Source organism: Aeromicrobium sp., from assembly GCF_032084975.1.
GTDB lineage: Bacteria > Actinomycetota > Actinomycetes > Propionibacteriales > Nocardioidaceae > Aeromicrobium.
On record NZ_DAMDLR010000081.1, the window covers coordinates 1 to 10,891 of the forward strand.

Below are 10,891 nucleotides of genomic sequence, written 5' to 3' on the forward strand. Positions count from 1 at the left end.
TGGGCGTCGCCCTGGCACCACACGTCGAGGTCGGGCAGCGAGGCGCGCACGTACTCGGCCGCCCGCTCGGCGGCACGCCGCGAGGAGAACAGCCCGAGCGTCCGCCCGCCGGCCGCCTTGACGAGCGCGGTGATCTCGCCCAGCTGGTCGGCCTCGAGCCCGTCGCGGCCGGGCGCGGGCAGGTTCTTCGCGACGTACAGGATCCCCTGACGCCCATAGTCGAACGGCGAGCCCACGTCCAGGCCCGTCCAGTCGGTGCCGGCCATGTCGAGCCCCAGCGAGGCCGCGACCGGACCGAACGAGCCGCCCAGGGTGAGCGTGGCGCTGGTCAGGACGACCGTCTTCTCGCCGAAGAGCTTCGCGCGCAGGGCGCCCGAGACGTCGATCGGCGCGATCCTCAGGTGCAGGCCGCTGCGTCCGTCCCCGAGCCACAGGACCTCGGTCTCGCGGCCCGCGGCCATCCGCTCGGCCACCGTGCGGATGTCCTCGATCGCACTGCGCGCCTGTTGACGACCGGGATCGGCCTCCTCGCCCTTCTCCTTCGCGAACGCGGAGAAGCACGCCCGGGCGCAGTCGCGGACGAAGGCGAGTGCACCCGCCAGGGCCGGCTCGATCGCGTCGATGCGGCCGGGCGTCACGTGCGTCAGGGCGTCGGCGAGCGAGTCGGCCGCGTCGCCCAGGTCGTCGGCCGCGGCACCGTCGTCCAGGTAGGGCCTGGCGCGCCGGGCGGCGCGCTCGATGAGGCCCGGATCGAGCTCGTCGGTGGAGGCCTGGGTGACGCGGGCGGCCAGCTCGTGGGCCTCGTCGATCACGACGGCGTCGAACTCGGGCAGCATCGGCACGCCCTCGATCGCGTCGATGGCGAGCATCGCGTGGTTCGTGACGACGACGTGGGCGCGCGCCGCGTCCTCCTTCGCGCGCTCGGCGAAGCACTCGGCGGCGTACTCGCAGCGGCTGGCCCCCAGGCACTCGCGTGAGGAGACGCTCACCTGGCGCCAGGCACGCTCGCCGTGCGTCGGGGCGGCGTCGCGGTCCCCACCGTGACCGCCCTCGGCCTGAGACTCGGCCCATTCGCGCAGCTTCACGACCTCGGCGCCCAGTGAGCCCTCGGGCACCTCGACGAGGACGCCCTGCTCGTCCGGGGCGCCCTGGCGCACGCGGTGCAGGCAGGCGTAGTTCGCGCGGCCCTTGAGCACCGCGTGGTGCGGCACCGTGCTCATCGTGCTGCGCGCGGCCTCCTTGAGTGCGGGGATGTCGCGCTCGACCAGCTGGTGCTGCAGGTTGAGGGTGGCGGTGGCGACGACGACCCGCTCGTGGTGCAGCAGCGCCGGGACGAGATATCCCAGCGACTTGCCGGTGCCGGTGCCCGCCTGCACGAGCAGGTGCTTCTCGTGCTGGAGCGCGTCGGCCACCGCCTCGGCCATCGCGACCTGGCCCGGCCGCTCGGCACCGCCGACGGCCTCGACGGCGGCGCTCAGGACATCACGGACACCGGGGTTGGAGGGCACGGAAGAACGCTACCTGTCGTCGGTCGCGAATCGGGCATCGATCCACAGGCCGCCTCGGGCGTCACGCGTTCCTGGCGAACGGCTCCAGCTCGTTGGCCAGCTGCGCGTGCACGCGCGCGACGACGTGGGTGCCCTCGGCCTCGTGCTCGAGGACCTCGATGTCGCCGTGCAGGTGCACCTGGTTGACCAGGTCCCCGCGCGAGTACGGCACGATCGCGTCGACGAGCACCTCGGGCACCGGCAGGTCGGCCTCGATCGCGCCCAGCAGCTCGTCGATCCCCTCCCCCGTGCGCGCGCTGACGACGACGGCGTGCGGCTCGCGGGCCAGCAGGCCCTTGAGCACGAGCGGGTCGGCCTCGTCGGCCTTGTTGATGACGATGATCTCGGGCACCTTGACGGCCCCGACCTCGGCGAACACCTCGCGGACCGCGCTGATCTGGCCCTCGGGGTCGGGGTGCGATCCGTCGACCACGTGCAGGATCAGGTCGGCGTCGGCGACCTCCTCCAGCGTCGAGCGGAACGCCTCGACCAGCTGGTGCGGCAGGTGCCGCACGAACCCGACCGTGTCCGACAGCGTGTAGACGCGGCCGTCCGACGTCTCGGCCCGGCGCGTCGTGGGGTCCAGGGTGGCGAAGAGCGCGTCCTCGACCAGGACGCCGGCGCCGGTCAGGCGGTTCAGCAGGCTGGACTTGCCGGCGTTGGTGTAGCCCGCGATCGCGACCGACGGGATCTGGTGGCGCCGGCGCTCGGCCTTCTTGGTCTCGCGGGTGCCGCGCAGCTCCTTGAGCTCGCGGCGCAGCTTGGCCATCTTGGCCTGGATGCGACGGCGGTCGGTCTCGAGCTTGGTCTCACCGGGGCCGCGGCCACCGATGCCCTCGCCGCCGGCCGCCTGGCCGCCGGCCTGGCGCGACAGGTTGCCGCCCCAGCCGCGCAGGCGCTGGGTCTGGTACTGCAGCTGGGCCAGCTCGACCTGCGCCTTGCCCTCGGCGCTCTTCGCGTGCTGGGCGAAGATGTCCAGGATCAGCGCGACCCGGTCGACGACCTTGACCTTGACGCGGTCCTCGAGGTTGCGCAGCTGGCTGGGCGCCAGCTCTCCGTCGCAGATCACGGTGTCAGCGCCGGTCGCCCGCACCGCGTCGCGCAGCTCGTCGACCTTGCCGCGACCGATGAACGTGGCGGGGTCGGGCTTCTGACGTCGCTGGATCAGCGCGTCGAGCACCTCGGAGCCAGCCGTCTCGGCCAGCGCCTTGAGCTCGGTGAGCGAGTTCTCGGCGTCCTCGACCGAGCCCTCGGTCCACACGCCCACCAGCACGACCCGCTCGAGTCGCAGCTGGCGGTACTCGACCTCGGAGATGTCCTCCAGCTCGGTCGACAGGCCGGCGACGCGTCGCAGCGACGAGCGGTCCTGAAGGTCCATCTGCCCCGTGTCGAGGTCGGGGGCGTCGGCGCGGGTCTGGTCGTCGGTCATGCGAACCACTCCATCGTGCCGCCGGCGACGATGACAGCCGGTCCGGTCAGCACGGTTCGATCGGGGGAAACGGTGATGTGCAGGGTGCCGCCGGGGACGTCGACGCGGTACGTCGCGTCGGTGGCTCCGTCGGCGCGGGCGGTGGCGATCGCCGTGGCGCACGCCCCGGTGCCGCACGAGCGGGTCTCGCCCGAGCCGCGCTCGTGCACGCGCATCGCCACGTGACGATCGGCGACCCGCTGCACGAACTCGATGTTGACGCCCTCGGGATAGACGCCCTCGTCGAAGGTGGGCTGCTGGAGCAGGCTCCCGGCGTCCGCCACGTCGTCGACGAAGGCGACGGCGTGGGGGTTCCCGGTGTGCACCTCGAGCGCCTCCCAGGCACGGCCATCAGCACCGACCTTCGTGTGCGTGCCGGTCGTCCACGCGCCCATGTCGACGGCGATCTGGTCACCGTCGACACGCAGCACCTTGAGCCCGTCGCGCGTGGCCACCCCGAACTCGGGACCCTCGACGAGGCCGTGCCGCAGCAGGTGACGCGCGAAGACGCGCACCCCGTTGCCGCACATCTGGCTCAGCGAGCCGTCGGCGTTGCGGTAGTCCATGAACCACTCGGCGGGCGAGTCGATGCCGGCCGCGGCGGAGCGGATCACCCGCATCACACCGTCGGCGCCGATGCCGCGGCGACGGTCGCACAGGGCCGCGACGAAGCCGGCGTCGAGATCCCCGTGCACCGTGCCGTCGTGGTCGGGCAGCAACACGAAGTCGTTCTCGGTGCCATGACCCTTGAACCACGCGAACTCCATGGTTCCAGCCTACGGTGCCCGCGTGAGATCGACCGCCCGTCGCACCAGCGCGGGATCGTCGAACGCCAGCCAGTGGATGCGCGGGTCCTTGCGCATCATCCGGTCCTGGCGGCGCGCGAACCGCCGCGTGCCCGCCTTCGTCTCCTCACGGGCCTCGTCCTCGGTCAGGTCGCCGGCCAGGAACGCCAGCACCTGCTGGTAGCCCAGGGCCCGTGACGCCGTGGGCGAGCCCACCAGTGCGGGCAGTCCCCGCACCTCGTCCACGAGGCCGTCCGCCCACATCCGGTCGACACGCTCGTCGATCCGGGCGTCGAGGACGTCGCGCGGCACGTCCAGCCCGATCATGACGACCGCCGGGTAGATCGACACGGGGGCCGGCATCGTCGCGACGAACGGACGACCGGTCAGCTCGCCGACCTCGAGGGCTCGCACGATGCGTCGGCCGTTCGTGGCCAAGATGGCGGCCGCCGCCTGCGGGTCGCGCGCCGCCAGCTCCTCGTGGAGGGCCTCGGCGCCGATCTCGTCGAGCCGGTCGGCCCAGCGCCGGCGGACCTGCGGATCCGTGCCCGGGAAGTCGAGCGGGTCCAGCGCGGCCCGGACGTACAGCGAGGAGCCGCCCACCAGGATCGGCACGCGTCCACGTCCGTGGACGTCGTCGATCGCCGAGCGCGCCAGCTGCTGGAACTGGGCGACGTTCGCCTCCTCGGCGGGGTCGAGCACGTCCAGCAGGTGGTGCGGCACCCCGGACCGTTCCTCGACGGTCGCCTTCGCACTGCCGATGTCCATGCCGCGGTACAGCTGAACCGAGTCGGCGTTGACGACCTCTCCCCGGACGGCGTGCGCCAGCTCGACCGACAGTCGCGTCTTGCCCGAGGCGGTCGGGCCGACGACCGCGACGACGGTGCCGGGAGGGGTCATGGGTCCAGTCTCCCAGCGTGGCGTGGCCAGGACGTGACCGCGGGGCCGAGGGACGGATCCGCGCCCGTCAGGGTGTGTCGGCCTCGGTGACGTCGCGTTCGGGACTGGCCCGGTCGAGGCGGCGGGCCCACAGGAAGTAGGCCAGCGCGAGCGCGAAGACGATGATCGACGTCCACACGTTGAGCCGGAACGGACCGATGTGGTTGGCGTCGTCGATCCGCAGTGCCTCGATCCAGCCACGGCCGAGCGTGTAGAGCATGACGTAGAGCGCGAAGACGCGCCCGTGCGCCAGCTTGAGGCGACGCTCGAGCCACACCAGCAGGACCGCCGCGGCCAGGTTCCACAGCGCCTCGTAGAGGAACGTGGGGTGGAACGTGGCGAACTGCTCGTAGCCTTCGGGGCGGTACTGCGGCGCGATCTCCAGGCCCCAGGGCTGGGTCGTGGGCCGGCCGAACAGCTCCTGGTTGAAGTAGTTGCCGAAGCGACCGATGGCCTGCGCCACGAGCAGGCCGGGCGCCAGCGCGTCGGCCATCTTGAGGAAGTCGATGTCGTAGCGACGGCACGCGATCCACGCACCGACGCCGCCCAGCGCGACGGCGCCCCAGATGCCCAGCCCGCCCTCCCAGATCTTGACCACGTCGAGCGGGTCGCGACCGTCGCCGAAGTACAGCTCGGGCGTCGTGATGACGTGGTAGATCCGTCCGCCGACGATGCCGAACGGGATGGCCCAGATCGCGATGTCGCCGATGGCGCCGGCGCGGCCTCCGCGCGCGACGAACCGGCGCTCGGCGATGACGATCGCCACGACGGCACCGGCGATGATGCACAGCGCGTAGGCGCGCAACGGCACGGGACCCAGGTGCCAGACCGCCTGGTCGGGCGACGGGATGTAGTGGGCGATCTGCACGGTCAGTCCCTCTCGACGCCGGCGCGCAGCTCGGCGGCCAGCTCACGCAGCGACGTCAGCGCGGACTGCTGGTCGGGCTGGTCCAGCAGGCAGCGGACCAGCGCGGAGCCGACGATCACGGCGTCGGAGAACTCGGCGATCTCGTGGGCCTGCGCGCCGTTGCTGACGCCGAGGCCGACGCCCACCGGCTTGTCGGTGACCTTGCGCAGTCGCGCGACCAGCTCGGGCGCGAGGCTGGAGGACTGCTCTCGGGTGCCCGTCACGCCCATGACGGCGGTGGCGTAGATGAACCCGCTCGACGCGTCGGCGGTCATCGCCAGCCGGTCGTCCGTGGACGAGGGCGAGACGAGGTACACCCGGTCGAGGCCGTGCGCACGCGACGCGCGGTCCCACTCGGTGCCCTCGTCCGGGATGAGGTCGGGGGTGATGAGCCCGGCTCCCCCGGCGGCGGCGAGGTCGGCCGCGAACCGGTCGACACCGCGGCGCTCGACCGGGTTCCAGTAGGTCATGACGACCGTCGGCGCGCCGGTGGCGGCGGACGCCTCGACGACGCGGAACACGTCGTCGACCCTGGTGCCGTTGACCAGGGCCGCCTCGGCGGCCGCCTGGATCGTGGGCCCGTCCATCACGGGGTCGCTGTACGGCAGGCCGACCTCGACCAAGTCGACGCCACCCTCGACCATCGCCCGGATCGCGGCGATCGAGCCGTCGACGGTGGGGAACCCGGCGGGCAGGTAGCCGACCAGGGCGGCGCGGTTCTCGGCGCGGGTGCGCTCGAACAGCTCGTCGATCGCGGTCATCGCCGGCCCGTGTTCGTCCGCTCGCTGGCGCTCACTCATCGGTCGGTCTCCGCCCGGTCGTTCTCGTCCAGCAGGCCGAAGTACTTCGCGGCGGTGTGCACGTCCTTGTCGCCGCGCCCCGACAGGTTCACCAGGATCGTGGCGTCGGGTCCCATCTCCTTGGCCAGGGCCACGGCACCGGCCAGCGCGTGCGCCGACTCGATCGCCGGGATGATGCCCTCGGTCTTGCACAGCAGGTCGAAGGCGGACATCGCCTCCGCGTCGGTCGCCGGCAGGTACTGGGCCCGGCCGATGTCGGCCAGGTGGGCGTGCTCGGGACCCACGCCCGGGTAGTCCAGGCCGGCGCTGATCGAGTGCGACTCGATCGTCTGGCCGTCCTCGTCCTGCAGCAGGAACGAACGTGCGCCGTGCAGGACGCCGACCTCACCGGCGGTGATCGTGGCGGCGTGGCGGCCGGTCTCGAACCCGTCGCCGCCGGCCTCGATGCCCACGAGGCGGACCTGCTCGTCGGGCACGAAAGCCGTGAACAGGCCGATCGCGTTGGAGCCGCCGCCGACACACGCCACGGCGGCGTCGGGCAGCCTGCCGAGCAGGTCGAGGCACTGGGCGCGGGCCTCGTCGCCGATGCCACGGGTCAGCTCGCGCACCATCGTGGGGAACGGGTGCGGCCCCGCAGCGGTGCCGAACAGGTAGTGGGTCGTGTCGACCGTCGTCACCCAGTCGCGCAGCGCCTCGTTGATCGCGTCCTTGAGCGTGGCGCTGCCCGTGCTGACGGGGATCACCTCGGCGCCGAGCATCTGCATGCGGGCGACGTTGAGCGCCTGGCGCTCGGTGTCGACCTTGCCCATGTAGACCGTGCAATCGAGGTCCAGGTACGCGCACGCGGTGGCCGAGGCGACGCCGTGCTGGCCGGCACCCGTCTCGGCGATGCAGCGCGGCTTGCCGATGCGCTTGGCCAGCAGAGCCTGGCCGATGACGTTGCGGATCTTGTGGGCACCCGTGTGGTTGAGGTCCTCGCGCTTGAGCAGGATGCGGGCCCCGACCGCCCGCGAGAAGCGGTGCGCCTCGTAGAGCGGGCTGGGCACGTTGGCGTACTCGCGCAGCATCCGGTCGAGCTCGGCGTTGAACGCGGGGTCGGCCCGGGCGGCCTCCCACTCGCGCGTGATCTCGTCGAGCGGGGCGATCAGCGCCTCGGGCATGAAGCGGCCGCCGAAGCGACCGAAGTGGCCGGGGCCGTCGGGAAGAACCGGGCGACCGGAGAGTTCAGTCATGGGAGTCCTGGGGAGAGATGGGAGCGGCGGGAGCGGAGTCAGCTCGGCTGCCATCGCTGCGCCAGCGCCGGGTGCGAGCCCGCCGCGACGAGGTCGGCCACGGTCGAGCGCGGGTCGTCGCCCTTGACGAGGGTCTCGCCGACGAGCACGACGTTGGCGCCGAACCGTGCGTACTCGATGACGTCGTGGGGTCCGCGGACGCCGGACTCGGCGACCCGGACGACCGAGTCGGGGATCTTGGGCGCGAGGCGCTCGAAGGTGCCGCGATCGACCTCGAGGGTCTTGAGGTTGCGGGCGTTCACGCCGATGAGGTCGGCGTCGGCGTCCAGCGCGCGGCGGACCTCGTCCTCGTCGTGGACCTCGACCAGGGGCGTCAGGCCGATGGAGCGCGCCCGGTCGATGAGCCCCTCGAGCACGTTCTGCTCGAGTGCGGCCACGATGAGCAGGGCCATGTCGGCGCCCGCGGCGCGGGCCTCCCACAGCTGGTAGGACGTCGTGATGAAGTCCTTGCGCAGGACGGGCACGTCGACCCGGTCCCGGACGGCCTTGAGGTCCTCGAGGGTGCCGCCGAAGCGCCTGCGCTCGGTGAGCACGCTGATCGCGGCGGCGCCGCCGGCCGCGTAGTCGGTGGCCAGCTGGGCCGGGTCCTTGATGTCGGCGAGCGCGCCCTTGCTCGGGCTGGAGCGCTTGACCTCGGCGATGACCGAGACGCCGTCGGCCCTGAAGGCGGGCATCGGGTCGAGCGCGGGCGGCTGCTTGGCGGCCGTCTCCTTCAGCTGGTCCAGGCTGATCTGGGCCTGGCGGTCGGCCAGGTCCTCGGCCACGCCGGCGAGGATGTCGTCGAGTACCGACATCGCACTCCCTTTCCCCGGACGAACACGCTTCGAACTGCGTCCAGCCTAGCCCGGGCGTAGGGTCTGCCCGCACATGCCCCGCATCTGGCCCCGCTCGGACACGTGACGCACGTTCCGTCGATCCCTATGCTCGGCGCATGACGACGAACGAGCCGCCCGTCGGTCCCGATCCCCAGGAACCGCAGGATCCCCAGGACCCCACCCCAACGCCGCCGCCGTCGTGGGGTGCATCGTCCTACCCGCCACCGCCGGGGGACTCCGGTGGCGGCTACGGGTCCGGCGGCGGGTACCCACCGCCTCCCCCGCCGGGCGACGGCGGCTTCGTCCCGCCGTTCAGCGCCCCTGACGCGATCGGGTACGGCTGGTCCCGTTTCACCGCGAACCTCGGCCAGTGGCTCCTGGCCGGACTTGCCATCGTGCTGGTCTCGATCGCCTTCTCGGGCCTCAGCTGGCTCGTGCAGCCCGACATCTCCGCCAACGAGACGAACCCGCTCGCGGGCTTCAGCATCGCCGGCTCGATCGTGAACCTGGTGTCGACGATCGTCGGCTACATCATCACCGGAGTGCTGTACCGCGGCGCGCTCGACGAGTGCGAGGGCCGCAAGTTCTCGGTCGGCGACACCCTCTCGCGCGTGCCGATCGTGCCGGTCGTCCTCACCTCCCTGCTGGTCGGCATCGGCGTGACGATCGGGCTGCTGCTGTGCATCGTCCCGGGCATCGTCTTCGCGTTCCTCACGTACTTCGCGCTGATGTTCGTCGTCGACCGCGGCGAGTCCCCCGTCCAGGCCATCAAGTCGAGCATCAGCCTCGTGTCCGCGAACCTCGGCAACTCCCTGTTGCTGGCGCTGCTGTCGTTCCTCATCGTCCTGGTCGGCTTCTGCCTGTGCTGCGTGGGCCTGTTCGTGGCCTATCCGGTCGTGACGATCGCGGCCGCGTACGCCTACAAGCGGTTCCAGGACCAGCCGGTCGCCTGAGCCTGGCCCGGGAGGCGGGCTCCCGGCACGCCGAGGGCCTGACCCTAGGCTCGGCGCATGAGCAGCTATCCGCCGCCCGGCCAGGGCGGAGGCCCGTCCTACCCGCCGCCCCCGGGCGGCCAGCCTCCGTGGGGCTATGGCGCTCCGGGCCCGACTCCCGGCGACAACCGCGCCACGTGGGCCCTGGTGATCGGCATCGTCAGCATCGTGCTGACGTGCTGCTGCGGACCGCTGGCGATCGGCGGCGGCATCGTGGCGATCGTCCTCGCCCAGCAGGTGCGCAAGCAGGTGGAGCAGTACGGCGGTGACGCCTCGAGCGCCACGGCGGCGTTCTGGGTCGGTGTCGCCGCGGTCTCGCTCGGAGCACTGTCCATGCTCACGTCGATCGTGTTCGGCGTGCTGGACCTCTGGGCGTTCTGAGGCCTACGGCGCGAGCCAGGCGCCCCAGGGCGTCAGTCGCGCGATGCCGAACGCGGCCACGAGGAGCCCGGCGATGACGATGGTCCGGGGCGACCACGTCAGGAACGGTGCGGCGACCCCACGGGCGCGGCGCACCGTCCACACGAGCCAGGCGACGACCAGCACGGCGACGAGTGCCACGGCGAACAGGTTGCTGGAGACGGCGGCGACCGGTTCGCCGTTCGACAGCAGGTTGACGGCACGCAGGCCACCACACCCCGGACACGGCAGGCCGGTGAGGTTCAGGAACGGGCAGAACCCGTAGGCACCCTGCTGGTGCGGATCGTGCACGTGCAGCAGGGCGAAGGCGGCGGTGCCGCCGGCGGCGGCCCACAGCGGGCCACGCAGCAGCCGGCCGCGCGAGGCGGCCGGTGCGGTGGGGACGACCGTCAGTGCTCGCCCTTGACGCGCGAGGAGCCGAAGCCGGCGACCGAGAGGATCTTGCCCAGCGGGAGCGCGCCAACCGCCAGGACGCAGCCGATCGTGAAGACGATCCAGTTCGGCTCGGGGATCAGGCCGATGCCGCCGACGAGGAAGCCGGCGAGGCTGACGAGGACGGCGGTCCAGGCGGCCGGCGACGATCCGTGCGACATGGGGTCACTCCTAGGGGTGGTGCTGGGGGCGGTTCGAGCACAGCCTACTCGGTGCTCAGATCGTCGGGTCGACGCCGTCGTCCATCGCTTTCCAGAGGTCGCTCGCATCGGGCTCGCGCGCCGCGGGGGCCTCGTACTTGCGGCCCATCGTGGCCCAGCGGGGGCCCTGCCACGCCACCAGTGCACCCACGGCGGCGGCGAGGACGAAGGCCGCGACGGCCAGCGGTTGCGCCACGGACTGCTCCCACGCCACCTCGGTCCCGGAGACGGCGGCCCCGTCGAGCGCCCGCGCACGAGCGGTCTCGAGGGCGCTCCCGGCACCGGCCGCCAGGA

13 protein-coding genes are annotated in these 10,891 nt (G+C 72.3%); 2 read left to right on the forward strand and 11 right to left on the reverse strand.

What is annotated here, in order from left to right:
- The 8 genes from RT323_RS14185 to trpC all read right to left on the reverse strand — a co-directional run.
- Nucleotides 1-1,508 (reverse strand): ATP-dependent DNA helicase (locus tag RT323_RS14185; RefSeq protein ID WP_313409630.1); only part of this gene is annotated, 1,508 nt, incomplete at its 3' end.
- 61 nt (nucleotides 1,509-1,569) lie between these two features.
- Nucleotides 1,570-2,976 carry a GTPase HflX gene (gene hflX / locus RT323_RS14190; protein ID WP_313409631.1) on the reverse strand — a complete coding sequence of 469 codons (1,407 nt, stop codon included), beginning with the start codon at nucleotides 2,974-2,976 and terminating at the stop codon, nucleotides 1,570-1,572.
- Nucleotides 2,973-3,782 carry a diaminopimelate epimerase gene (gene dapF / locus RT323_RS14195; protein ID WP_313409632.1) on the reverse strand — a complete coding sequence of 270 codons (810 nt, stop codon included), beginning with the start codon at nucleotides 3,780-3,782 and terminating at the stop codon, nucleotides 2,973-2,975. The genes hflX and dapF overlap by 4 nt, the downstream gene beginning before the upstream one ends.
- Nucleotides 3,783-3,791: 9 nt before the next feature.
- The gene (gene miaA, locus RT323_RS14200) at nucleotides 3,792-4,700 is read right to left on the reverse strand and encodes a tRNA (adenosine(37)-N6)-dimethylallyltransferase MiaA (RefSeq protein WP_313409633.1); all 909 of its coding nucleotides are present in this window, start codon (nucleotides 4,698-4,700) and stop codon (nucleotides 3,792-3,794) included.
- A 67-nt stretch (nucleotides 4,701-4,767) separates the two neighbouring features.
- On the reverse strand, nucleotides 4,768-5,607 hold the full coding sequence (gene lgt / locus RT323_RS14205; protein ID WP_313409634.1) for a prolipoprotein diacylglyceryl transferase: 840 nt from the start codon (nucleotides 5,605-5,607) through the stop codon (nucleotides 4,768-4,770).
- A gap of 2 nt (nucleotides 5,608-5,609) precedes the next feature.
- Nucleotides 5,610-6,407, reverse strand: coding sequence for a tryptophan synthase subunit alpha (gene trpA / locus RT323_RS14210; protein WP_313409642.1), 798 nt, complete (start codon nucleotides 6,405-6,407; stop codon nucleotides 5,610-5,612).
- Between the two features lie 35 nt (nucleotides 6,408-6,442).
- Nucleotides 6,443-7,678, reverse strand: a complete 1,236-nt coding sequence (gene trpB, locus RT323_RS14215; RefSeq protein ID WP_313409635.1) for a tryptophan synthase subunit beta — start codon at nucleotides 7,676-7,678, stop codon at nucleotides 6,443-6,445.
- Between the two features lie 38 nt (nucleotides 7,679-7,716).
- Entirely contained in the window at nucleotides 7,717-8,532 is an 816-nt protein-coding gene (trpC, locus tag RT323_RS14220; protein WP_313409636.1) for an indole-3-glycerol phosphate synthase TrpC, read from the reverse strand.
- A gap of 137 nt (nucleotides 8,533-8,669) precedes the next feature.
- Between trpC and RT323_RS14225 the strand changes: the two genes are divergently transcribed.
- A complete protein-coding gene (locus tag RT323_RS14225; RefSeq protein ID WP_313409637.1) occupies nucleotides 8,670-9,506 on the forward strand; it encodes a hypothetical protein in 837 nt (278 codons plus the stop codon).
- A gap of 57 nt (nucleotides 9,507-9,563) precedes the next feature.
- Nucleotides 9,564-9,926: a hypothetical protein gene (locus RT323_RS14230; protein WP_313409638.1), complete on the forward strand. Its 363-nt coding sequence runs from the start codon at nucleotides 9,564-9,566 to the stop codon at nucleotides 9,924-9,926.
- A gap of 3 nt (nucleotides 9,927-9,929) precedes the next feature.
- On the opposite strand, the gene RT323_RS14235 is transcribed toward RT323_RS14230, so the two are convergent.
- The 3 genes from RT323_RS14235 to RT323_RS14245 form a co-directional block, all read right to left on the reverse strand.
- Nucleotides 9,930-10,256 (reverse strand): DUF2752 domain-containing protein, encoded by a 327-nt coding sequence (locus RT323_RS14235; RefSeq protein ID WP_313409639.1) that lies wholly within the window; start codon nucleotides 10,254-10,256, stop codon nucleotides 9,930-9,932.
- 98 nt (nucleotides 10,257-10,354) lie between these two features.
- Entirely contained in the window at nucleotides 10,355-10,558 is a 204-nt protein-coding gene (locus tag RT323_RS14240; protein WP_313409640.1) for an HGxxPAAW family protein, read from the reverse strand.
- Between the two features lie 55 nt (nucleotides 10,559-10,613).
- Nucleotides 10,614-10,891, reverse strand: a 278-nt coding sequence (locus tag RT323_RS14245) for a Trp biosynthesis-associated membrane protein (RefSeq protein ID WP_313409641.1), incomplete at its 5' end; no start/stop codon positions are given.

What these genes read in the sequence shown, in the direction of transcription:
- hflX (WP_313409631.1), bottom strand. Translation starts at nt 2,976, where the DNA reads ATGACCGACGACCAGACCCGCGCCGACGCCCCCGACCTCGACACGGGG.
- dapF (WP_313409632.1), bottom strand. Translation starts at nt 3,782, where the DNA reads ATGGAGTTCGCGTGGTTCAAGGGTCATGGCACCGAGAACGACTTCGTG.
- miaA (WP_313409633.1), bottom strand. Translation starts at nt 4,700, where the DNA reads ATGACCCCTCCCGGCACCGTCGTCGCGGTCGTCGGCCCGACCGCCTCG.
- trpA (WP_313409642.1), bottom strand. Translation starts at nt 6,407, where the DNA reads ATGACCGCGATCGACGAGCTGTTCGAGCGCACCCGCGCCGAGAACCGC.
- trpB (WP_313409635.1), bottom strand. Translation starts at nt 7,678, where the DNA reads ATGACTGAACTCTCCGGTCGCCCGGTTCTTCCCGACGGCCCCGGCCAC.
- trpC (WP_313409636.1), bottom strand. Translation starts at nt 8,532, where the DNA reads ATGTCGGTACTCGACGACATCCTCGCCGGCGTGGCCGAGGACCTGGCC.
- RT323_RS14225 (WP_313409637.1), top strand. Translation starts at nt 8,670, where the DNA reads ATGACGACGAACGAGCCGCCCGTCGGTCCCGATCCCCAGGAACCGCAG.
- RT323_RS14230 (WP_313409638.1), top strand. Translation starts at nt 9,564, where the DNA reads ATGAGCAGCTATCCGCCGCCCGGCCAGGGCGGAGGCCCGTCCTACCCG.
- RT323_RS14240 (WP_313409640.1), bottom strand. Translation starts at nt 10,558, where the DNA reads ATGTCGCACGGATCGTCGCCGGCCGCCTGGACCGCCGTCCTCGTCAGC.